The organism is Janibacter sp. UYMM211 (genome assembly GCF_040547045.1).
Lineage (GTDB): Bacteria > Actinomycetota > Actinomycetes > Actinomycetales > Dermatophilaceae > Marihabitans > Marihabitans melonis.
The window spans coordinates 767,211-789,414 of record NZ_JBEPOY010000002.1 but is presented as its reverse complement, the minus strand read 5'-3'; the positions used below and the strand labels follow the sequence as shown (position 1 = coordinate 789,414).

Sequence of the window (22,204 nt, the reverse complement as noted above, 5' to 3'; positions counted from 1 at the left end):
GGGCCGCAAGGCTATCGCCGCTCGGGCTCCTCCTGCGCACCTGTCTGGTCCGGGGCGGGCGTCTCGGCCAGGCGACGCCACAGCAGCACGGAGTCGCGGTCGTCGCCGGGCGCGACGCGGATCACCCCGGGCTGGCGGCCGACCTCGGTGTAGCCGACCTTCGCGTAGAACTGGCCGAGCCCGACGCCGTCCCGGTAGTCGAGGGTGAGGATCTCGACCCCTTCGTCCCTCGCGGCCCGGTGCACCCCGGCCATGAGATGCCGGCCGAGGCTGGCGCCGCGGCGCTGCGGGTCGACCATGACGCTCTCGACGCTGCGGATGTGGGCCTGGAGGGGGGTGGTCGGGGTGCGCAGGAAGGCGGCACCGACGAGGTCGCCCGCCGGGGTCATCAGGCCCACCCCGCGCAGGTGGCCGGAGGCCAGGCCGTCCTCGCGGCGCTCGACCTCGGCCTCGACGTCCTCGCGCGGTGCCCCGGCGACGAAGCCGACCGCTCCCCCGGCGTCGTTGACCCGCACCCAGAGGTCGACGAGGCTGCGCCGGGCTCGGGGCGGCAGGGTCGTGAAGGTGCGCACGTAGGGGCTCTCGAGGACCTGCCACCGCGTGCCGCGTGCCTCGTGGTCGTCCTCGGGGACGTGGACCAGGCCCGAGGACTCGGCGACCGCGCGGGTCGTCGGGTCGTCCTCGGCGACACGGAGGCGAAGGGGGACGTCGGGCAGCCACTCGATAGCGTCGGCGACCGCGAGGCGCAGCGCGGCCCGGGCGCGACCGTCGGCCGCGACGGCCGGGGTGGAGCGCACCGTGAGCGCGATGTCGTCCTCGCGGGGGCGCACCCCGACGAAGCCGACCGGCTCGTCCTCGACCGCGACGACCCAGCTGCCGAAGCCGTCGCGCTCCCAGCGCCGGACCCAGTCCGCGATGACGTCGTGCGAGCGGTCGACGTCACCGACGAGCTGCCCGAGCGCGTCCGCGTCCTCGGCCCGCGGCGGCCGCAGGGCGAGTCCCACCCCGGCGATGGTCGTCGGCCGCGTCGTCATCGCCCCATCCTGTCCCACCCCGCCCCTGCACGCCGTGAGGCCACGCGGCCCGTGGTCTCGAGGCTCCTTCGTCGCACCTCGACCACCAACGACCCCTTCGTCGCACCTCGACCGCCACGGAGCACCGCACGACCGGGGCACCTCGGGCGGGCTGCGAGGATGGGTCGGTGAGCCAGCCCCAGACCCTCGACGTGCGTACCGGCTCGACCCCCGACGAGGTCTTCGACGCGCTGGAGCGGTGGGCGGCGGGGCGCGGGATCACGCTCTACCCCCACCAGGAGGAGGCAGCGCTCGCGCTGCTCGCCGACGAGCACGTCGTCATCTCGACCCCGACCGGGTCGGGCAAGTCGCTCGTCGCGACCGCCGCCATCGCCCACGCCCTCTCGCAGGACAAGGTCGCCTTCTACACCGCGCCGATCAAGGCGCTCGTCAGCGAGAAGTTCTTCGACCTCTGCGCGACCTTCGGGGCGCAGGACGTCGGGATGCTCACCGGCGACGCGTCGGTCAACCCCGACGCCCCGATCATCGTGTGCACGGCCGAGGTGCTCGCCAACATGGCGCTGCGCGAGGGCCGGGCCGCCGACGTCGGCCTCGTCGTCATGGACGAGTTCCACTACTACTCCGAGCCCGAGCGCGGCTGGGCCTGGCAGGTCCCCCTGCTCACCCTCGTCGACGCGCAGATGCTCCTCATGTCGGCGACCCTCGGCGACACCTCACGCTTCGTCGAGGACCTCGAGGCGCGCACCGGCCGCGACGTCACCGTCGTCTCGGACGCGCCCCGCCCGGTGCCGCTCACCTTCACCTGGTCGACGACCCCGCTGCAGGACACCATCGAGGACCTCGTCGAGTGGGACCGCGTGCCGGTCTACGTCGTGCACCAGACCCAGGCCAACGCCGCCGAGCACGCGCGCACCCTCTCGTCGACGAAGCTGCTCACCCCCGCCGAGCGCGACGCCGTCGCGGCCGAGATCGCCGGCTTCCGCTTCTCCGCCGGCTTCGGGCGCACCCTCTCGGCGCTGCTGCGCAAGGGCATCGGCGTGCACCACGCCGGGATGCTCCCGCGCTACCGCCGGCTCGTCGAGCGCCTCGCCCAGCAGGGCAAGCTCAAGGTCATCTGCGGGACCGACACCCTCGGCGTCGGCATCAACGTGCCGATCCGCACCGTCCTCTTCACCTCGCTGACGAAGTTCGACGGGCGTCGCCACCGGGTGCTCCGCGTCCGCGAGTTCCTCCAGGTCGCCGGTCGCGCCGGTCGCGCCGGCTACGACACGCAGGGCTTCGTCGTCGTCCAGGCCCCCGAGCACACGATCGAGAACGAGCGCCTCGTCGCCAAGGCCGGCGACGACCCGAAGAAGCTGAAGAAGATCCAGCGCAAGAAGCCCCCGGAGGGCTTCGTCGTGTGGACCGAGGACACCTTCACCAAGCTGACCACCGCCCCGGCCGAGCCGCTGGCCAGCCGCATGCGGGTGGAGAACTCGACGATCCTCAACGTCGTCGCCCGGCCCGGCGACCCCGTCGCCGCACTGTCGGCCCTCACCCGAGACAACCACGAGGACCCGCGCGGCCAGGCCCGCCTGGCCAAGCGGGCGATCCGCCTCGGCCGATCCCTGCTCGACTCCGGCGTCCTCGTGCGCCTCGACGAGCCCGACGACAGCGGGCGCACCGTCGCCCTCACCCTCGACCTGCCGAGCGACTTCGCGCTCAACCAGCCGCTCGCCCCCTTCGCCCTGGCCGTCCTCGAGCTGCTCGACCGCGACGCCGACACCTACGCCCTCGACGTCGTCTCCGTCGTCGAGGCGGTCCTCGACGCGCCGCGGCCGCTCCTGCTCGCCCAGCAGCACGCCGCCCGCGGCGAGGCGCTGGCCGAGATGAAGGCCGACGGCGTCGAGTACGAGGAGCGGATGGCGCGACTCGACGAGATCACCTGGCCCGAGCCGCTCGCCGAGCTCCTCCGCCCGGCCTACGAGGAGTACCTCGTCGCCCACCCGTGGCTGCCCGTCGACGGTCTCGTGCCGTGCAGCATCGTGCGGCACATGTGGGAGGACGGCATGTCCTTCAGCGACCTCGTGCGCCGCTACGACCTCGCACCGCGCGAGGGCCTGCTGCTGCGCTACCTCTCCGACGCCTACCGCACGATGGCGCACACCGTGCCGGCCGAGCACCGGAGCGAGGCGCTCGAGGAGATCATCGCCTGGCTCGGCGAGACCATCCGCCAGACCGACTCCTCCCTCCTCGACGAGTGGGAGGCGCTGGCCCATCCCGACGCCCACCTCGCCGAGGTCGTCTCGCACCACGACGCGGGCGACCTGCGCCCGCCGTCGCGCCCGATCAGCGCGCAGCCCCACGCCTTCACCCCCATGGTGCGGGGCGCGATGTGGCAGCGCGTGGCTCGCGCGGCCCGCGACGACGTCGACGGGCTCGCCGCGATCGAGCACGCCGCCGCGGCCCTCGCCGACGACGGGCGCTCCGCGGTGATGACGCACGACGCCTGGGACGAGGCGCTCGGCGAGTATTGGCAGGAGCACGACGAGATCGCGACCGATGCCGACGCCCGTGGGCCGCACCGCATCTCGACCGAGGACGTCATGGCGCCGGCACCCGGCATGCCCGACGAGGGCGACGAGGCGATCGCCGACGTGCGGGTCCGCCGGGTACGTCAGGTGCTCGCCGACCCCGCGGGTGACGGCGACTGGGTGGTCGAGGCCGAGGTCGACCTCGACGCGTCCGACCGCGTCGGCGAGGCCGTCGTCCTCGCGACGGCGATGCGGCGGCTCTGAGGCCCCGCAGGCACCGCGCCGAGGCCTGGACGCCGCGAAGGCGCCCACCGGGTCACCGACCTAGGCTGTGGGGCATGCCCGTCACCACGCCGCGCCCTGCGCCCGGCCCGCTCGCAGCCCGGCTGCGGGTGCTCGCCGCGCTCCTGCTCGCGCTGCTCCCCGCCCTCGTGCTCGCGGCACCCGCCGGGGCGCAGACGGACGCCGAGCAGCGTCCGACCGCCCGCCAGATGGCGCAGCAGGCCGAGATCCCCGACCCCCTTCGTGTCGGGACCGAAGGGGTGTACGCCCCCTTCTCGATCCGCAAGGGCGATGAGTTCACCGGCTTCGACATCGAGGTCATGGACGCCGTCGCGGAGCGGCTCGGCGTCGAGGTCGAGTACGTCCCGACCCAGTGGGACTCGATGTTCGCCGCCCTGGACGCGGGTCGCTTCGACGTCGTCGCCAACCAGGTCACCTCCAACCCGGAGCGAGAGCAGCTCTACGACCTCTCCGACCCCTACGTCGAGACCGGCGGGGTCCTCGTCGTCGCCGAGGACAACCCGGAGGGCATCGAGTCCCTGGAGGACCTGCGGGGCAAGCGCTCTGCGCAGAACATCACGAGCAGCTGGGCCGAGGTCGCCAAGGAGTACGGCGCGAAGGTCGTCGGCGTCGACGGCATGACGGAGGCGATGGCCAGCCTCAAGGAGGGCCGGGTCGACGCCCTCGTCAACGACAAGCTCGCCGTGCGCAACTACATCGCGACCAACCCCGACCCGGGCGTGAAGATCGTCGCCGAGACCGAGGAGAAGTCCGAGTCGGTCTTCGCCGCGAAGAAGGGCTCCGGCTACATGCCGGCGATCAACAAGGCGCTCGCCGAGATGGAGGACGACGGCACCACCCAGGCGATCTACGACACGTACTTCGCTGCAGATGTCCAGGCGCCCACGTGGTGGGAGCTGGTGAAGGAGAACGCCTGGCCCATCGCGTGGAAGGGCATCTCGGTGACCATCCCGCTCACCGCGCTCTCCTTCACGCTCGGCCTGGCGATCGCGTTGCTCGCAGCCGTCGGCCGGATGTCCCAGGCCGCCGTCCCGAGGGCCGTGGCCCGCTCGTACATCTCGATCATCCGCGGGACGCCCCTCCTCGTCCAGCTCTACCTCATCTTCTTCGCGCTCCCCCAGATCGGGATCGACCTCAACCCCTTCCCCGCTGCCGTCATCGCGCTGTCGCTCAACGTCGGTGGCTACGCGGCGGAGGTGATCCGCTCGGCGGTCGAGTCGATCCCCCGAGGTCAGTGGGAGGCGGCCCGGACCATCGGCATGAGCCAGCGGACCGCGCTGCGGCGGATCATCCTGCCGCAGGCCGCCCGCACCGCGGTCCCGCCCCTGTCGAACACCTTGATCTCGCTCATCAAAGACACCTCGCTGACGTCGATCATCCTCGTCGTCGAGATGGTGCGGCAGGCGCAGTTCGCCGCTGCCCCGACCTTCCAGTTCATGGCGATGTACGGTCTGGCCGCCTTCTACTTCTGGGTGATCTGCCTCGTCGTCTCCTTCGTCCAGGACCGCACCGAGGAGAGGCTGAGCCGCTATGTCGCCCACTGAGCACCCCACCACCCCCGTGCTCGCCGCGCAGGGCGTGCGCAAGAGCTTCGGCGAGAAGGAGGTGCTGCGCGACATCTCCTTCGAGGTCGGCGCGGGCACCGTCACCGTCGTCCTCGGCCCGTCCGGGTCCGGCAAGACGACCCTGCTGCGCGCGCTCGGCGGGCTCGAGACCCCCGACGCCGGGGTCATCACCATCGGCGACAGCACGGTGGACTTCGCCGAGCTCACCCCCAACCGGCGCGGCCGGCTCCCCCGCGCCCAGCGGGAGCAGGCCGACCGGCTCGCCTCGCACACGGGGTTCGTCTTCCAGGGGCACGACCTCTTCGCCCACAAGACCGCGATCGAGAACGTCGTCGAGGGCCCGGTCGTCGTCCAGGGCGAGGACCCGGCGGCTGCCCGCGAGCGCGGCATGGCCCTGCTCGAGCAGGTCGGGCTCACCGAGCACGCCGACAAGTACCCCTACCAGCTCTCGGGCGGTCAGCAGCAGCGCGTCGGCATCGCCCGGGCGCTCGCCCTGCGGCCCGAGGTGGTCCTCTTCGACGAGCCGACCTCGGCGCTCGACCCCGAGACGGTCGGCGAGGTGCTCGCGGTCATGCGCGACCTCGCGCGGCAGAGCTGGACGATGGTCGTCGTCACCCACGAGATCCGCTTCGCGCGAGAGGTCGCCGACGACGTCCTCTTCATCGACGGCGGGGTCGTCGTCGAGCGGGGCGCGCCCGAGCAGGTGATCCTCGCGCCGCGCGAGGCCCGCACCCAGGCCTTCCTCAAGCGCATCCTCGAGCCGATCTGAGCCGATGATCCTCGTCGACCCGCCGACCTGGCCGGGCTGGGACACGGTGTGGAGCCACCTGGTCTCCGACACCTCGCTGGCCGAGCTGCACGCCTTCGCCGAGGGCGTCGGCCTGCCGAGACGGCTCTTCGACGAGGACCACTACGACGTCCCGCGCAGCCGCTACGCCGAGGTCGTCGCCGCCGGAGCCCACGAGGTGAGCGGTCGCGAGCTCATCGTCGCGCTGCGCACCTCCGGGCTGCGGGTCACCGCCGCTCAGCGCCGCCCGCACCGCCGCTGAGCCGGTCGAGCTCACGGCGCAGGTTGGTCCGCGCGGCGTCGGTCCAGCGCTCGTGGGCCACGGTGGTCGCGTAGAGCCGCGGACGGGTGGCGAAGGGGGCGAGGACAGCCGTCCTCCCCCGCGCGAAGTCCTCGGCCGGGACGTGGGCGTACTCGTCGCGGACCTGGGCGCAGTACTCGTCGAAGCGCTGCGACGGGGCCGAGAGCACCCACAGGTCGGCGTCGTGGAGCACCGCCTCGGGCCCCGGCGTCGCCGGCAGGTCGTGCTCGAGCGTGGCCCGCACGAGCCCGGCGACCGCCCCGGCAGCGCTCGGGTCGCACCCGGCCGCGGCCAGCTCGCGCTCGGCGAGGACGGCGCTCGCCTCCTCGTTGGCCCCTGACGCCGCGACGGGGTCGTAGACGGCGTCGTGGTACCACGCAGCGATCACGACGAGCGCACGCTCGCGGGAGTCGAGGTCGCCACCGAGCAGGTCGACGGCGGTGAGCACCTCGGCGAGATGACGGCCGTCGTGGTAGCCGCGCTGGGGCTCGGCGTAGCGGTCGAGCAACGGCGTCGCCATCTCCCCCGGGGCGCCCCCGAGCCTGGTCACCGCGTCGTCGTACGAGCTCGTCTCCACCGCGTCATCCTCGCAGCCCGGGGGTCCCGGACCGCCCGGCGTCGGTGCACCGGGCTAGCCTCGAGATGCCCCCTTCGCCCGCCCGACGTACCGACCGCAGACCCGGAGGACCATGCCGACCACCCGCCGCCGCGCCGTCGCCCTCACCGCGCTGTGCGGCGTGCTCGCGGCCGGCTGCCAGGGCGGTCAGCGCGAGGACGGGGGCACCACCTCGGCGACCCCGACGGGCGCCGAGGAGCCGAAGCCCTCGCAGACCCGCTCCCCCGCCCCGGAGCAGACCTACCGGCCGGTCCGCTTCGACGACGGGCCCGTCTTCAACGAGCCCCTCTCCGACGACGTGACGGCCACCCAGCTGCAGCGCCTCGTCGACGAGGAGCGCGTGCCGGTCGCACCTACCCACGGGGGCGCCTTCGAGACGATGACGAACTCCCTCCGGGCCCTCGACAAGGCCCCCGACGTCATGATCTTCGGTGACTCGATGACCCAGCAGGGCATCGACCCCGAGGTACTGGGTGAGCAGCTCGCCGAGCGCACCGGGTCACCGGTGAGCGTCTTCAACGCGGCGAGCAGCCGCGCCAGGTGGGGCGTGAACCGCATGGTCGCGCGCTACGCCCGGTCCGTCGACCGGCTGCCGCGAGTGGCCGTCCTCAGCATCTCGACCCGGGCCGCGGAGGACGACGGCTTCTACACGAGCACCGTGCAGCGCACGCCCTTCTCGCACGTCGTCGAGGGGTGCGACCGCTCGAGCAGCCCCGTGTGGGACGCCGCGGAGCGCGCGGACTGCGAGGCCGACCGCACCGACCTGCGGCACCGCTTCGCGCTCGGCGGTGGGCAGGTGCGCCGCGCCCTCGAGGGCAGACCGCTCCAGACCACCCTGCAGATCGCGCCGGGCTCGCGGCTGCGGGCCGACGGCATGATCGAGCACCCGTCGATGACCCGGGCTGAGGTCGAGGAGCGTTCCCGCACCCGGCTCGCCGAGCGCGGCTTCCCCGGGTTCCCGACCATCCTGCAGAGCTCGATCGACGAGTACACCGAGCTCGTCGACCTGCTCGAGGCCGAGGGGGTCACGGTCATCTCGACCGAGATCCCCTACAGCCCGGCCCACCAGGCGGGCCTGGAGCGGATCGGGCGCGACTACGACGCGAAGCGGCAGAAGGCCGCGGCCCGGCTCGCCCGCGAGGGCGGGACGCAGCACTTCCCCGTCGCCTCCTACGGCGACTGGTGGGGCGACGGCTCGAGCCGCGACGAGATCCACCTCGCCCCTCAGGGCGCCGCCGACTTCACCGAGCAGCTCGTCGACGACACCCCGGGCCTCGCCGACGCGATCGAGGCCGGGCTGCGCTGAGCCGTCTGCCGTGCCCGGGCGTGACGGCGCGCACGCCCGTGCCGCTCGCGTCGTGGTGCGCCCCGGCGGGGCGCGGATGTGGGACATTGCGAGCATGACCAGCACCCCGGTGAGCGACACGGACGGCTCGCGGATCGACGCCGTGCGGCGACGCGGCGTCGAGACCACAGGCATCGAGATCATCGCCGAGTCCGAGCGCACCGCCCGGCCCCGCGACCTCTTCTGGCCGTGGTTCGCGGCCAACGTCAGCGTCTTCGGCATCTCCTACGCCGCCTTCGTCCTCGGCTTCGGCATCTCCTTCGTCCAGGCGGTCGTCGTCACCGTCCTCGGCGTCGTCATCTCCTTCGCGCTGTGCGGCGTCATCGCGCTCGCCGGCAAGCGCGGGTCAGCACCGACGATGGTGCTCTCGCGGGCCGCCTTCGGCGTCACCGGGCAGAAGGTGCCCGGCGTCATCAGCTGGCTGACCTCGATCGGCTGGGAGACCTTCCTCGCGATCCTCGCCACGCTCGCGACGGCGACGATCTTCGAGCGGCTCGGCTGGGGCGGTGGCACCGGGACGAAGGTCGTCGCCGCGGTCGTCGTCGCCGGGCTCGTCGTCGCCGCCTCGGTCGCGGGCTACCACGTCATCATGCGGATGCAGTCGGTGCTCACGTGGGTCACCGGGGCCATCACCGTCCTCTACGTCGTCATGACGGTGCAGCACGTCGACTGGGGCGCGGTCACCTCGCTGCCGTCCGGGTCGATCGGCGCGATGACGGGAGCCCTCGTCATGGTGATGACGGGCTTCGGCCTGGGCTGGATCAACATCGCCGCCGACTGGTCGCGCTACCAGCGCCGTGATGCATCGGGCGCCGCGATCGTCGGGTGGAACACCCTCGGCGGCGCGATCGCCCCGGCCCTGCTCGTCTGCTACGGCCTGGCGCTCGCCGGCTCGGACGAGGCGGTGCTCACCGGCATCGGCGGCGACCCGATCGGCACGCTGGCGACCCTCCTGCCGACGTGGGTGCTCGTGCCCTTCCTCGTCGCGGCGGTGCTCGCGCTCGTCTCGGGGGCCGTCCTCGGGATCTACTCCTCCGGCCTGACGCTGCTCTCCCTCGGGGTGCGCATCCCCCGGCCGGCGGCGGCCGCGGTCGACGGGGTCATCCTCACCATCGGCACCTTCTACGTCGTCTTCGTCGCCGAGAGCTTCATCAACCCCTTCCAGTCCTTCCTCATCACCCTCGGGGTTCCGCTCGCGAGCTGGGCGGGGATCATGATCGCCGACATCGCCCTGCGCCGCCGCGACTACGACGAGGAGGCGCTCTTCGACCCGCGCGGCCGGTACGGCGCGTGGGACTGGACCTCGATCGCGACGATGGTCGTCGCGTCCGTCCTCGGCTGGGGCCTCGTCGTCAACTCCTTCGCCGCCGACGCGAGCTGGAACAACTGGCAGGGCTACCTGCTCGAGCCGCTCGGCCTCGGCACGTGGGACGCGGCCGGCGGTTTCTGGGAGGGCACCTTCGCGTACGCCAACCTCGGCGTCCTCCTCGCGCTCGTCCTGTCCTTCCTCGTCACGCTCGTCGCCCGGCGCGGCACGGTCGCCCGGCAGGAGGGACGGGCGTGACCATGGCCCCGCTGCCGGACCTCGCGGGGGCCTGGCTGCTCGTCGTCGACCCGCAGCGGATCTTCGCCGACCCCGAGTCGCAGTGGGGCTCGCTGATGTTCGGCGACATCATCGCGCCGGTGCACCACCTCGCCGAGCGGCTCGGGCCGCAGCGCACGGTCGTCACCCGCTGGGTGCCGGGACGCTCGCGGGTGGGGTCGTGGGCCGACTACTTCGCGGCCTTGCCCTTCGCCGACCGCCCCGACGACGACCCGATGTTCGCCCTCGTCGGCCAGGCCGAGGAGATCTCCGCGCACCCCACGGTCGACGTGCCGACCTTCGGCAAGTGGGGCGAGGACCTCGTCGACGTCGTCGGCCCGACGCCGACGCTGCTCGTCACGGGTGTCTCGACGGACTGCTGCGTCGTCTCGACGGTGCTCGCCGCCGCCGACGCGGGTGCGCGCGTCGTCGTCGTCACCGACGGCTGCGCCGGCTCGAGCCGCGAGCACCACACGGCGGCGCTGCACGTCATGGGTCTCTACCCGCCGCAGGTCGTCCTGGCCACCTCGGCCGAGGTCCTCACCGCGCTGGGCTGACTCCCCCTTCGCCCCCGCGGGGACGGCTCAGCCGCGCCCGCCGCGGCTCTCGGGCACGCTCACCGCGACGGCGACGCTGCTCATCACCCACAAGGTGATGCCGGCGGTCCCGCCGAGCACGAAGAGGGCCGGGCCGAGCCCGGCGCCGACGAGCGCGGCGACCGCGCCGATGACGGACAGACCGAGCACGACGAGCGCGCGGCGCACGACGGTGCGGCTGAGGTGACCCTGCGGGCCGGCCAGGCGCAGCGCGTTGGCGACGAGGAAGACGCCGATGCCCACGCCGACGACGGCCCAGACCGTACGGCTCTCGACCGAGCCGCCTGCCAGCGCGAGCAGCCACACGAGCGACCCGGCAACGGCGAGGGCTACCCCGCCCCGGCGGCCGCCGAGGTCCTCGAGGGCGCGCACGTCAGGCGGTCTTCGCCGCGAAGGGGGCGAGCTCGGCGGCGAGGTCACCCATGACCTTCGCGCGGACCCGGGTGCCCTCGGCGAGGTGGTCCTCGCCGAGGATGTCGGCCTCCTCGTAGATCCGCGAGACGAGGTCGCCGCGGTCGTAGGGCAGGACGACGTCGACTTCGATGTCGGGCTGGGGCAGCTCGACGCTGATGAGGTCGCGCAGCGCGTCGACTCCCAGGCCCGTGCGGGCCGAGACGGCGATGGAGTGACGCTCGTGGCGCAGCAGCCGGTCGACGACCTCGGGGTCGGCGAGGTCGGCCTTGTTGATGACGACGACCTCCTTGACGTCGGTCGCGTCGACGTCGGCGAGCACCGCGCGGACCGCGCTGATCTGACCCTCGGGGTCGGGGTGGCTGCCGTCGACGACGTGGAGGAGCAGATCGGCGTCGGCGACCTCCTCGAGCGTGCTGCGGAAGGCCTCGACGAGCTGGTGGGGCAGCGCCCGCACGAAGCCGACGGTGTCGGCGAGGGTGAAGTCGCGGCCCTCGGGGGTCTCGGCGCGGCGCACCGTCGTGTCCAGCGTGGCGAAGAGCTGGTTGTCGACGAGGACGCCGGCGTGGGTGAGCCGGTTGAGCAGGGTCGACTTGCCGGCGTTGGTGTACCCGGCGATGACGACGGCGGGCACGCCGTGGGCGTCGCGGGCCCCGCGGCGGGTGTCGCGGTGGGTCTTCATCGACGACAGCTCGCGGCGCAGCTTGGCGATCCGCGAGTTGATCCGGCGGCGGTCGAGCTCGATCTTCGTCTCACCCGGTCCGCGTGAGCCCATGCCCTGGCCGCCGGCGGCCTGGCCACCGGCCTGGCGGGACATCGACTCGCCCCAGCCGCGCAGGCGTGGCAAGAGGTACTGCAGCTGGGCGAGCTCGACCTGGGCCTTGCCCTCCTTGGACTTCGCGTGCTGGGCGAAGATGTCGAGGATGAGGGCGGTGCGGTCGATGACCTTGACCTTGACGACGTCCTCGAGGGCACGACGCTGGCTCGGGGCGAGCTCGGTGTCGCACACCACGGTGTCGGCGCCCTCGGCGATGACGATGTCGCGCAGCTCGATGGCCTTGCCGGACCCGAGGTAGGTGCCCGGGTCGGGGCGCTGGCGGCGCTGCAGGACGCCGGCGAGGACCTCAGAGCCCGCGGTCTCGGCGAGCGCGGCGAGCTCGCGCATGGAGTTCTCGGCGTCCTGGGCGGTGCCCTCGGACCACACGGCGGCGAGGACGACGCGCTCGAGGCGCAGCTGGCGGTACTCGACCTCGGTGATGTCCTCGAGCTCGGTGGAGAGCCCGGAGACGCGGCGCAGCGCGGTGCGCTCCTCGCGGTCGAGCTGGTCCCCGTCGAAGCGGTCTGCGTCGTCGAAGAAGCCGTCGTCGTCGGCCAGGGCGCTCGCCCTGCGGGCCAGGATGTCGTCGGTCGCGGTGCTACGTGGTTCGGTCATGTTCTCCTCAGGGTCTCACCTCAGAACGCCCCGGGGCCACCGAATACTCCCGTCCGCACGATGGGCGGCCGTGGCGGCTCCCCCTTCGCCCCCGGCTACCCCTCCGTATGCGTGGTGATCACGACCAGTACGGCGTGGTAGGTGGGTGTCGAGCGGGGGTCGCCAGGTGGGTCGGCGGGGCGAAGGGGGGTGCGCGAAGGGGGGCGCGGCGGGTCGGCGCGGCGGGTCGGCGGCTCAGCCGTGGGCGCGGGTGCGGATGTCGCTCGCGTGGAGACGCTCGGCATCGGCGCGCTCGTCGTCGGTCATCTGCTGGCTGTCGAGCTCGGCCTGCACGCGGCGCCGGTAGTGCTCGACCTCGGCCGCGACCTGCGCGTCGTCCCAGCCGAGCTCGCCGGCCATGAGGGCGGCGGCCGTCTCGGCGGCGGCCGCGCCGCGGTCGGGCGTCTCGATGGAGATCCGGGTGCGCCGGGTGAGCACGTCGTTGAGGTGCAGGGCGGCCTCGGCCCGCACGGCGTAGACGACCTCGACGGCGAGGTACTCCTCGGCGCCGACGAGCGGCTCGGCGAGCTCGGGACGCTGCGCCATGAGCTCGAAGAGGTCGACGACGAGCGAGCCGTAGCGGTCGAGCAGGTGGGTGATGCGCCACACCGGCAGGCCGTGCCGACGGCTCAGGGTGTCGAGCTGGTTGACGAGCGCCTGGTAGCCCTCGGCCCCGACGAGCGGGATGTGCTCGGTGACGCTGTCGGGCACGCCGGGCGGCAGGTCCTCACGGGCGGCGTCGACGGCGTCGGCGGCCATGACGCGGTAGGTCGTGTACTTGCCCCCGGCGATCGAGACGAGCCCCGGCTGCGGCCGGGCGACCGCGTGCTCGCGGCTCAGCTGCGAGGTCTCCTCGCTCTCCCCCGCGAGCAGGGGGCGAAGGCCGGCGTAGACCCCCTGGATGTCCTCGCGGGTGATCGGGGTGAGCAGGACGTCGTTGATCTCGCCGAGGAGGTAGTCGATGTCGGCCGAGGTCGCGGCCGGGTGCGCCCGAGAGAGCTCCCACGGGGTGTCGGTCGTGCCGACGATCCAGTGCGTGCCCCACGGGATGCAGAAGAGGACCGAGGTCGCCGTGCGCAGGATGAGCCCGGTCTCGGAGTTGATCCGGTCCCGCGGCACGACGATGTGCACGCCCTTGCTCGCGCGCACGTGGAAGCGACCGCGGCCACCGGCCATGCGCTGGATGTCGTCGGTCCACACCCCGGTGCAGTTGACGACGACGGAGGCGCGCACCTCCACCTCCGTACCGGTCTCGACGTCGAGGACCCGGGCACCGACGACGCGCTCGCCCGCGTGGAGCAGGCCGACGACCTTCGCCGAGCTGAGGACGGTGGCCCCGTAGGACGCGGCGGTGCGCACGACGGTGAGGGTGTGACGGGCGTCGTCGCACTGGGCGTCGTGGTAGAGCAGCCCGCCGTGGTGGCTGTCGGGCTTGAGGGCCGGCGCGATGCGCCGCACGCCCCCCTTCGTCAGCTGCTTGGTCCGCGGGACCGAGCGGGCGCCGCCCATCGTGTCGTACATCGCCAGGCCGGCGGTGACGTAGGGGCGCTCCCACACCGCGTGCTCGAGCGGGTAGAGGAAGGAGACGGGCTTGACGAGGTGCGGCGCGATCCGGGTGAGCATGAGCTCGCGCTCCTTGAGCGCCTCGCGCACGAGGGCGAAGTTCAGCTGCTCGAGGTAGCGCACCCCGCCGTGGAAGAGCTTGCTGCTGCGCGAGGAGGTGCCCGAGGCGAAGTCGCGCTGCTCGACGAGCGCCACCCGCAGGCCGCGGGTCGCGGCGTCGAGCGCCACCCCGGCCCCGGTCACCCCTCCCCCGACGACGAGCACGTCGAGCTCGGCCGAGGCGAGGTGCTCCCACGCCGCGGCTCGCTGGGCGGGGTCGAGCTGAGCGGGTCCGCGCATGCCGCCACGATATCCGCCGCCCCTCGCCTGCCAGACTGCCGCCCATGACCCCTTCGCGCACCTACGTCCTGGCCATCGACCAGGGCACGACGAGCACCCGGGCGATGATCTTCGACGCGTCGGGAGAGGTCGTCGCGCAGGACCAGATCGAGCACGAGCAGATCTTCCCGCGGGCCGGGTGGGTCGAGCACGACCCGATGGAGATCTGGGAGAGCACCCGCCGGGTCATCGGCGGGGCGCTCGGCAAGGGCAACCTCAACAGCCGTCACGTCGAGGCGATCGGCATCACCAACCAGCGCGAGACCGTCGTCGTGTGGGAGCGCGCCACCGGGCGCCCGATCCACAACGCCGTCGTGTGGCAGGACACCCGGACCCAGGCGATGGTCGACGAGCTCGCCGCCGACGGCGGGCTCGACCGCTTCAAGGACGTCTGCGGCCTGCCGCTCGCGACGTACTTCGCCGGGCCGAAGATCGCCTGGGTCCTCGACCACGTCGAGGGGGCCCGCGACCGGGCGGCGAAGGGGGAGCTGCTCGCCGGGACGATCGACAGCTGGCTCGTGTGGAACCTCACCGGTGGTGGGGAGCACGACGGCGAGCACGTCACCGACGTCACCAACGCCTCGCGCACGATGCTCATGGACCTGCGCACGCTGCAGTGGAGCGAGGAGCTGTGCGAGGCGATCCGCGTGCCGATGGAGGTCCTCCCCCGCATCTGCAGCTCCTCGGAGGTCTACGGCGAGTGCACCCCCGGCGTCCTCGCGGGCACCCCCGTCGCCGGCATCCTCGGCGACCAGCAGGCGGCGACCTTCGGGCAGGCCTGCCTCGCCCCGGGCACGGCGAAGAACACGTACGGCACGGGCAACTTCATGCTGCTCAACACCGGCACCGAGATCGTCGAGAGCGAGAACGGCCTGCTGACGACGCTGTGCTACCAGCTCGGCGACGACGCGCCGGTCTACGCGCTCGAGGGGTCCATCGCCGTCACCGGGTCGCTCGTGCAGTGGGTGCGCGACAACCTCGGGCTCATCCGCAGCGCCCCGGAGATCGAGCAGCTCGCGTGCTCGGTGGAGGACAACGGCGGCGTGTACTTCGTGCCGGCCTTCTCGGGGCTCTTCGCGCCGTACTGGCGACCCGACGCGCGCGGCGCGATCCTCGGGCTCACCCGGTACGCGAACAAGGGGCACCTCGCCCGGGCGGTGCTCGAGTCGACGGCCTTCCAGACCCGCGATGTCCTGGACGCCATGCAGGCCGACGCCGAGCGGGCCGGCGGCCGGCTCACCGAGCTCAAGGTCGACGGCGGGATGGTCGCCAACGAGACACTCATGCAGTTCCAGGCCGACGTGCTCGGCGTCGACGTCGTCCGCCCGAAGATCGCCGAGACGACGGCCCTCGGGGCGGCCTACGTCGCCGGTCTCGCCGTCGGGTACTGGAGCTCGACCGAGCAGGTCGAGGCCAACTGGTCCGAGGACGAGCGGTGGACCCCCCGGCTGGACCGCGCCGACGTCGAGCGGATGTGCCGCAACTGGGCCAAGGCCGTCTCGCGCACGCTCGACTGGGTCGACGAGGACGTGGACTGACGCCGTGACCGAGCACTACTTCAGCGAAGGGGTCCCCGCGACCGACGCCGAGCGGCGCCGGCTGAGCGTCCGCCTCGCCGGTCAGGACGTCGTCGTCGAGACCGCGGGCGGGGTCTTCTCCGCCGGGGCCCTCGACAAGGCCACGCAGGTGCTGCTCGAGGAGGTCGAGCCGCCGCCCACGACCGGGCAGGCGCTCGACCTCGGCTGCGGCTGGGGTCCGATCGCACTAGAGCTCGCCCTGCGCTCCCCCGAGCTCGACGTCACCGCCGTCGACGTCAACGAGCGCGCGCTCGACCTCGTGCGGCGCAACGCCGCGGCCCTCGGGTGCGAGCGCGTGCGTGCGGTGCGTGCCGACGCGGTCGACCCCGACGTGCGCTACGACGTCATCTGGTCCAACCCCCCGATCCGGATCGGCAAGGCCGCCCTCCACGAGCTCTTGAGGACCTGGCTGCCGCGCCTCGCGCCGCACGGGCAGGCCTGGCTCGTCGTCGGCAAGAACCTCGGCGCCGACTCGCTCCAGCGCTGGGTCGAGTCCGAGCTCGACCTGCGCTGCGAGCGCACCGCCACCGCGAAGGGCTTCCGCGTCCTGCGCGTCTCGCGCTGACTCCCCCTTCGCCGAGCCCCACCGGCCCGTGCCCTGCGCTCCCCCGGCTCCCCCGTCGCCCCCCCTTCGCCGAGCCCCGCTCGTGGTCCGTCAGACCCGCTCGTCGCGGTCCCGCGAGGAGCGTCCCTCGCGGACCACGAGCGGGGCTCAGCGGGCTGTGGATGACGAGGCAGGCGGCAGCGCCGGCTCTGCCACCGTGCACAGGTGGACGAACTGCTCACCACGATGCGCGCACTGGCTGCCGACGGACTGCTCTCGGCGGCTGACGCGCGGGCCTGCGGTCTCGATCGCCGACTCCTCGCCGAGGCCGCTGCGAGAGGAGAGATCGAGCGGCTCGCGCGGGGCCAGTACCTCGTCAGCCCTGCGCCGGACCTGCGTGAGCTGCACAGGTCACGGTCGATCGCGGTCGTCGACGGGCTGGAGCGCACGGGGCTGAGCCATGACAGCGGGCTCGTCGTACGCGGGCTGCCGACCTTCGCCGCCGACCTGTCGCAGGTGCACGTGACGTCGACCCGTCCACGCAAGCGGGTCCCTTCGCACGTCCACCACTGGGTGCGCGGGTCGTTGGTGCTCGACGAGGTCGTCGTCGGGGCCAGGACGGTACCGGCGCTGCCCGTGGCTGACTGCGTCGTGCAGGTCGGGCTGCTGCGCGGGGGCGAGGCGGCGCTCGTGCCCGCCGACGCCGCCATCCGGCAGGGCTCACTCACCGTCGACGACCTCTCGGCGGCCCTCGACCTCGTCGTCGGTCACCGGGGTGTGCGCTCGCTGCGGCAGATGCTCGCATGGGCCGACGGCCGCCACGAGACGCCGGGCGAGACCCGCACCGGTGTGTGCCTGCACCGTCTCGGGCTGGCGTACACGCCGCAGGTCTGGATCGGCCAGGACCGCGTCGACGCGCTCCTGGACGACGAGCCGGTCGTCGTCGAGTTCGACGGCGCGCTCAAGTACACGGACCAGGACGCTCTCGTCGCAGAGAAGATCCGCGAGGACCGGATCCGCTCACGCGGGTACGGCTTCGTCCGGCTGATGTGGGCCGACCTCTACGACCTCGGCCTGGTTGCTGCGCGGGTGCGCCGAGCGATCGACGCCCTGCCCCGCCGGTCCTAGCCCCCGCCGCAGACCCCTTCGCCCGGCCCCGTCGCCAGGACGCACCTCGCCCGCACCCGCCCCCTTCGCCGAGACCCGCTCGTGGTCCGTGAGACCCGGTCATCGCAGCCCCGCGACGACCGGCCTTCGCGACCACGAGCGGGTCTCGGCGGGGTGGGGGGCGGGTTGGGGGGGCGGGGTGGGCGAAGGGGGGCAGAGGGGTCGGGGAGGTCAGGCGGGGGCGGAGGGGGTGCGGCGGGCCGCGAGCAGGGCGACGACCGCGACGAGCGAGACACCGGCGCCGACGGCGGTCGACCCGACGCGGTCGAGCAGGAGCGGTCCGACCGGCTGCTCGTGGGCGAGCTGGCTCATCATCAGCGCGAGCGGGGTGATGAAGAGCAGGGCGAGCGCGTAGTTGCGCCCGATGAAGAGCTCGGCACCGATCTGCGTCACGCACACGACGGCGACCGCGGCCAGACCACGCGGGTGGGCCGCGAGGAGGGGCCAGGCCACGAGGACGCCGAGGACGGTGCCGACGGCGCGGTGCACCGCGCGCACGAGACGGGTCCGGTGGTCGGCCCCGCCCAGGGCCGCGACGGCCGCGACGATGCCCCAGTAGGGGTGCTCGAAGCCGACGAGCAGGCACGCGCTGCCGCCGGCGAGGGCACAGCCGAGGACGACGGCGACCCAGCGGCGCCGGGCCGGGGTGCCGAGCGCCGTGCGCACGGACATCGCCGGCAGGGTCGGCACCCGGTAGCCGGTGCGGTCTCGCAGCACCCCGACGTGACCGACGAGCAGCGAGAAGGCCGCGCTCAGCGCAGACACCGCGAGGGCCAGCGGCACGTCGAGCAGACCGAGCCCGGGGATCGAGGCGCACACGCAGAAGGCGAAGACGAGGAAGGTCGACCCGGGCGGGTGCCACGCCAGGGCGTCCGCGAGGACCTGGCCGGCGCCGGCGACGAGCGCCCCGACGAGGACGACGAGCCACGCGTGCTGCCCGGGCAGCACGGCGGCGAGCACGCCGAGCCCCACCGTGGCGGTGAAGGCGGTCGCCGCCCCGAGCTGCATGCCGGACCGGTCGACATGGCCGTGGTGACGGCCGTAGAGCGAGGTCATGGCGCCGAAGGCGGCGTACGGGGTGAGGTCGACCCGTCCGGCGAGCACGAGCACGGCGAGCGGCACGAGGACGGACACCCCGGCGCGAAGGGCGACCCGGTGGGCCCCTGCGTGCGGCCCGATCTCGACGCTCGCGCGGGCGACCTCGCCGACCGCGGCACCGACCCGGCCGAGCACCTCAGACCCCGGTGAGCAGGTCCGTCTGGCCGTCGGCGACGAGCACGGCGGGCCCGGCGAGCTCGACCTGGTGGTCGGGCAGGGCCCGGACGGTGAGGGTGCCCCCGGGGACGTCGACGCGCCAGGCGCCGGACCCGACGGAGTCGGACCAGATGCCGACGGCGAGCGCGGCCGCGCAGACACCGGTGCCGCACGAGCGGGTCTCGCCGACACCGCGCTCGTGGACGCGCATCGCGAGGTGGCCGGGACCGAGGACGCGGACGAACTCGACGTTGCTGCCCTCCGGCGGCACCGGGCGCACGACGGGCGCGCGGGTGAGGTCGAGCCCCTCGAGGCTCACCTCGGGCGGGAGGGCGACGACGGTGTGGGGGTTGCCGAGGTCGAGGGAGAGGGCGCTGTACGGGTCGTCGACGTCCTCGGCCTCGTCGACGTGCACGAAGGAGTCGACGCCGCGCTCGGCCGCCTCGGTCGGGTGCACGAGCGACCACGTGCCCATGTGGGTGACGACCTCGTCGCCCTCGAAACGCACGCGCCGGGTGCCGGCGCGGGTCGCGACGACGCTCTCGCCGTCGCCGATGAGCCCCTCGCGGCGCAGCCAGGTCGCGAAGACCCGGGTCCCGTTGCCGCACATCTGGGCCTTCGAGCCGTCGGCGTTGCGGTAGTCCATGAAGAACTCGGCCTCGTCGGCCTGCGCCCGCACCTCGGGCTCCTCGGCGTGGACCGTGCGCACGACGCGGATCACCCCGTCGCCGCCGATGCCGGCGTGCCGGTCGCTCAGCCGGGCGACCTGCGCCGCGGAGAGGTCGAGCCGGCCGTCGAGGTCGGCCAGGAGCACGAAGTCGTTCTCGGTGCCATGACCCTTGGTGAAGCGCACGCTCATGGCGCCATTGTGCTGCACGTCTCAGGCATGGCTGAGATCGCCCCGCGCGACGACCTCGTGCGCCCGCCCGAGCAGGTCCGGTGCCGACGCGTCGAGCCACACGACCCGGGGGTCGGGCCGCAGCCAGGACTCCTGACGACGGGCGTAGCGCCGCGTGGCCGCCTGGGTCGACGCGATCGCCTCGGCCGTCGTCAGCTCGCCGTCGAGCTCCGCGAGGGCCTGGGCGTAGCCGATGGCCCGGCTCGCCGTCCGTCCTCGCCGCAGCCCGGCCGTCTCGAGGCGCCTGGTCTCGTCGAGCATGCCCTCGGCCCACATCCGCAGGACCCGCTGCTCGATGCGCGTCGTCAGCAGGTCCCAGTCGTCGCGCAGCCCGATGACGAGCGAGGGGCGCACGTAGGTCTTCGTCGGGGCGGTCGCGGAGAAGGGCCGCCCGGTGAGCTCGACGACCTCGAGCGCACGGATGATCCGCCGCACGTTCTGCTCCTGGATCGCCTCGGCCGCCTGCGGGTCGACCCGGCGCAGCTCCGCGCGCAGGGCGTCGTCCTCGCCGGCGGCGCTGCGGGCCTCGAGCCGGGCCCGCACCTCGGGGTCGGTCGGCGGGATCTCGAGGTGGTCCAGCGCCGCGCGGACGTACAGCCCCGACCCGCCGGCGAGCACCGGCACGGCGCCCCGCGAGCGGATGTCCTCGATCGCCGACCGGGCACGCGTCTGGTAGGCGGCGAGGGTGGACTCGTCGGTGACGTCGAGGACGTCGAGGAGGTGGTGCGGGACCCTGCGTCGCTCCTGCGGCGCCAGCTTCGCCGTCCCGACGTCCATGCCCCGGTAGAGCTGCATGGAGTCGGCGTTGACCACCTCGCCGCCGAGGGACTGCGCGAGGTCGAGCGCGAGCGCCGACTTGCCGGTCGCGGTGGCGCCGACGACCGCGACGACCTCGACGGGCTCCCCCTTCGCGCTCACTCGTCGTCGTCGTGACCGAAGGGGTCGCGGTCCTCCCCCGGCATCCAGCTGTGGCCGGGCACGCCCCAGCCCTCGGCCTTGACGGCCTTGCGGGCCTTCTTCTGCCACCGCTCCCCGAGGCGGTCGACGTAGAGGAAGCCGTTGAGGTGGTCGTACTCGTGCTGCATGCACCGGGCGAACCACCCGGTCGCGGTGAAGTCGAGCTCGTTGCCGTCGACGTCGTAGCCCGTGACGTGCGCGCTCTCGCCGCGCCGCAGCGGGAAGGAGTAGCCGGGCACCGACAGGCAGCCCTCGGACTCGTCGTCGCGGCTGGGCTCGCCGACCGGCGCCTTGGTCGCCCGGACGAAGGGGTTGATGACGTGCCCGCGCGCGGGCACGCCGTCCTCGTTGTCCATCTGCCAGGTGTAGATGCGCAGCCCGACGCCCACCTGGGGGGCGGCCAGGCCGACGCCGTGCGCGGCGTCCTGGGTCTCGTACATGTCCTGCACCAGGGTGCGGATCTCGTCGTCGATCATCTCGACGGGCCGGGCCCGGGTGTGCAGGACGGGGTCGCCGGAGATGACGATGGGGCGGATGGTCATGGCGGGATTCTCTCCCATCACGACCACCCGCCCCATGTCAGGTGCTGCGGCCTGCCGGCCGCGCGTGCTCAGGCCTGCTTGATCGCGGAGATCTCGAGGTTGAGGGTGATCTTCTTGCTGACGAGGACGCCACCGGTCTCGAGCGCGGCGTTCCAGGTCAGGCCCCAGGTCTCGCGGTCGACCTCGGTCTTGGCGGTGAAGCCGACGCGGGTGTTGCCGAAGGGGTCCTGCGCGGTGCCCTCGTACTCGGCCTCGAGCTCGACGGGCTGGGTCGTGCCCTTGATCGTCAGGTCGCCGAGGAGGACGAAGCGGTTGCCGTCGTGGTCCTTGACGCCGGTGGAGACGAAGGTGATCTCCGGGTTGGTCTCGGCGTCGAAGAAGTCGGCCGACTTGAGGTGGCCGTCGCGGTCGGCGCTGCCGGTGTCGACGGAGGCCACCTGCATGGTGGCGGTCGCGGAGGACTGGGCGAAGTCGTCGCCGACGACGATCTCGCCGGCCACGTCGCGGAAGTAGCCGCGGACCTTGGTGACCATCGCGTGGCGGGCGACGAAGCCGACCTCGGAGTGGCTGGGGTCGATGACGTAGGTGCCGGGGGTGATGTCGTGGGTCATGAGGGGCTCCTTGTGCGAGGTGTCTGGGTCGACCAGGTGGTCGGGACGCCGTGGGGTGCGTCGCTGAGTCCCAACATAGTTGATGGTTTCACTATTCCGCAAGTTGAATTCTCAACTTCTTCGCCCCACCCCCTCCGCCCCCGCTCGAGACGGTCACGCTGCCACCCTGGCAGGAGGGCCGCGGCGTGC

20 protein-coding genes are annotated in these 22,204 nt (G+C 73.2%); 10 read left to right on the top strand and 10 right to left on the bottom strand.

Annotated elements, in window-relative coordinates:
- Positions 1-11: 11 nt before the first annotated feature.
- Complete coding sequence (locus ABIB53_RS08885) at positions 12-1,034, bottom strand: GNAT family N-acetyltransferase (protein ID WP_354587900.1); 1,023 nt, start codon at positions 1,032-1,034, stop codon at positions 12-14.
- A gap of 167 nt (positions 1,035-1,201) precedes the next feature.
- On the opposite strand from ABIB53_RS08885, the gene ABIB53_RS08880 reads away from it, so the two are divergent.
- The 4 genes from ABIB53_RS08880 (at position 1,202) to ABIB53_RS08865 (ending at position 6,464) form a co-directional block, all read left to right on the top strand.
- A complete protein-coding gene (locus tag ABIB53_RS08880; RefSeq protein ID WP_232311814.1) occupies positions 1,202-3,811 on the top strand; it encodes a DEAD/DEAH box helicase in 2,610 nt (869 codons plus the stop codon).
- Positions 3,812-3,885: 74 nt separating this feature from the next.
- Positions 3,886-5,394 carry an ABC transporter substrate-binding protein/permease gene (locus ABIB53_RS08875; RefSeq protein WP_354587899.1) on the top strand — a complete coding sequence of 503 codons (1,509 nt, stop codon included), beginning with the start codon at positions 3,886-3,888 and terminating at the stop codon, positions 5,392-5,394.
- On the top strand, positions 5,381-6,184 hold the full coding sequence (locus tag ABIB53_RS08870; protein ID WP_354587898.1) for an amino acid ABC transporter ATP-binding protein: 804 nt from the start codon (positions 5,381-5,383) through the stop codon (positions 6,182-6,184). The genes ABIB53_RS08875 and ABIB53_RS08870 overlap by 14 nt, the downstream gene beginning before the upstream one ends.
- A 4-nt stretch (positions 6,185-6,188) precedes the next feature.
- Positions 6,189-6,464: a DUF4031 domain-containing protein gene (locus ABIB53_RS08865; protein WP_068273982.1), complete on the top strand. Its 276-nt coding sequence runs from the start codon at positions 6,189-6,191 to the stop codon at positions 6,462-6,464.
- Here the strand turns inward: ABIB53_RS08865 and ABIB53_RS08860 are convergent.
- Positions 6,430-7,080, bottom strand: coding sequence for an HD domain-containing protein (locus ABIB53_RS08860; RefSeq protein WP_354587897.1), 651 nt, complete (start codon positions 7,078-7,080; stop codon positions 6,430-6,432). The genes ABIB53_RS08865 and ABIB53_RS08860 overlap by 35 nt on opposite strands.
- Positions 7,081-7,192: 112 nt before the next feature.
- Between ABIB53_RS08860 and ABIB53_RS08855 the strand changes: the two genes are divergently transcribed.
- From ABIB53_RS08855 to ABIB53_RS08845, 3 genes are all read left to right on the top strand, one after another.
- Positions 7,193-8,425: an SGNH/GDSL hydrolase family protein gene (locus ABIB53_RS08855; RefSeq protein ID WP_354587896.1), complete on the top strand. Its 1,233-nt coding sequence runs from the start codon at positions 7,193-7,195 to the stop codon at positions 8,423-8,425.
- A gap of 94 nt (positions 8,426-8,519) precedes the next feature.
- A complete protein-coding gene (locus ABIB53_RS08850; protein WP_123090862.1) occupies positions 8,520-10,028 on the top strand; it encodes a purine-cytosine permease family protein in 1,509 nt (502 codons plus the stop codon).
- Between the two features lie 2 nt (positions 10,029-10,030).
- Positions 10,031-10,603 carry a cysteine hydrolase family protein gene (locus ABIB53_RS08845; protein ID WP_354587941.1) on the top strand — a complete coding sequence of 191 codons (573 nt, stop codon included), beginning with the start codon at positions 10,031-10,033 and terminating at the stop codon, positions 10,601-10,603.
- Between the two features lie 27 nt (positions 10,604-10,630).
- Here ABIB53_RS08845 and ABIB53_RS08840 read toward each other — a convergent pair whose 3' ends face one another.
- The 3 genes from ABIB53_RS08840 to ABIB53_RS08830 all read right to left on the bottom strand — a co-directional run bounded on the left by ABIB53_RS08840 (position 10,631) and on the right by ABIB53_RS08830 (position 14,426).
- Entirely contained in the window at positions 10,631-11,014 is a 384-nt protein-coding gene (locus ABIB53_RS08840) for a hypothetical protein (RefSeq protein WP_191681934.1), read from the bottom strand.
- Position 11,015: 1 nt separating this feature from the next.
- Entirely contained in the window at positions 11,016-12,485 is a 1,470-nt protein-coding gene (gene hflX, locus ABIB53_RS08835; protein WP_201466340.1) for a GTPase HflX, read from the bottom strand.
- A 234-nt stretch (positions 12,486-12,719) separates the two neighbouring features.
- Positions 12,720-14,426: a glycerol-3-phosphate dehydrogenase/oxidase gene (locus ABIB53_RS08830; protein WP_354587895.1), complete on the bottom strand. Its 1,707-nt coding sequence runs from the start codon at positions 14,424-14,426 to the stop codon at positions 12,720-12,722.
- Positions 14,427-14,470: 44 nt separating this feature from the next.
- On the opposite strand from ABIB53_RS08830, the gene glpK reads away from it, so the two are divergent.
- From glpK to ABIB53_RS08815, 3 genes are all read left to right on the top strand, one after another.
- Positions 14,471-16,003, top strand: a complete 1,533-nt coding sequence (gene glpK, locus ABIB53_RS08825; protein WP_123090866.1) for a glycerol kinase GlpK — start codon at positions 14,471-14,473, stop codon at positions 16,001-16,003.
- Positions 16,004-16,007: 4 nt separating this feature from the next.
- Positions 16,008-16,607: a class I SAM-dependent methyltransferase gene (locus ABIB53_RS08820; RefSeq protein WP_354587894.1), complete on the top strand. Its 600-nt coding sequence runs from the start codon at positions 16,008-16,010 to the stop codon at positions 16,605-16,607.
- 204 nt (positions 16,608-16,811) lie between these two features.
- Positions 16,812-17,714, top strand: a complete 903-nt coding sequence (locus tag ABIB53_RS08815) for a type IV toxin-antitoxin system AbiEi family antitoxin domain-containing protein (protein ID WP_191565194.1) — start codon at positions 16,812-16,814, stop codon at positions 17,712-17,714.
- 210 nt (positions 17,715-17,924) lie between these two features.
- Here ABIB53_RS08815 and ABIB53_RS08810 read toward each other — a convergent pair whose 3' ends face one another.
- The 5 genes from ABIB53_RS08810 to ABIB53_RS08790 form a co-directional block, all read right to left on the bottom strand.
- Positions 17,925-18,986 carry an FUSC family protein gene (locus ABIB53_RS08810; protein WP_354587893.1) on the bottom strand — a complete coding sequence of 354 codons (1,062 nt, stop codon included), beginning with the start codon at positions 18,984-18,986 and terminating at the stop codon, positions 17,925-17,927.
- A gap of 1 nt (position 18,987) precedes the next feature.
- Complete coding sequence (dapF, locus tag ABIB53_RS08805) at positions 18,988-19,866, bottom strand: diaminopimelate epimerase (protein WP_354587892.1); 879 nt, start codon at positions 19,864-19,866, stop codon at positions 18,988-18,990.
- A 21-nt stretch (positions 19,867-19,887) separates the two neighbouring features.
- The gene (gene miaA, locus ABIB53_RS08800; RefSeq protein WP_354587891.1) at positions 19,888-20,823 is read right to left on the bottom strand and encodes a tRNA (adenosine(37)-N6)-dimethylallyltransferase MiaA; all 936 of its coding nucleotides are present in this window, start codon (positions 20,821-20,823) and stop codon (positions 19,888-19,890) included.
- Positions 20,820-21,404 carry a peptide deformylase gene (gene def / locus ABIB53_RS08795; protein ID WP_123090871.1) on the bottom strand — a complete coding sequence of 195 codons (585 nt, stop codon included), beginning with the start codon at positions 21,402-21,404 and terminating at the stop codon, positions 20,820-20,822. The genes miaA and def overlap by 4 nt, the downstream gene beginning before the upstream one ends.
- A gap of 68 nt (positions 21,405-21,472) precedes the next feature.
- The gene (locus ABIB53_RS08790) at positions 21,473-22,015 is read right to left on the bottom strand and encodes a YceI family protein (RefSeq protein ID WP_123090872.1); all 543 of its coding nucleotides are present in this window, start codon (positions 22,013-22,015) and stop codon (positions 21,473-21,475) included.
- Positions 22,016-22,204 lie beyond the last annotated feature (189 nt).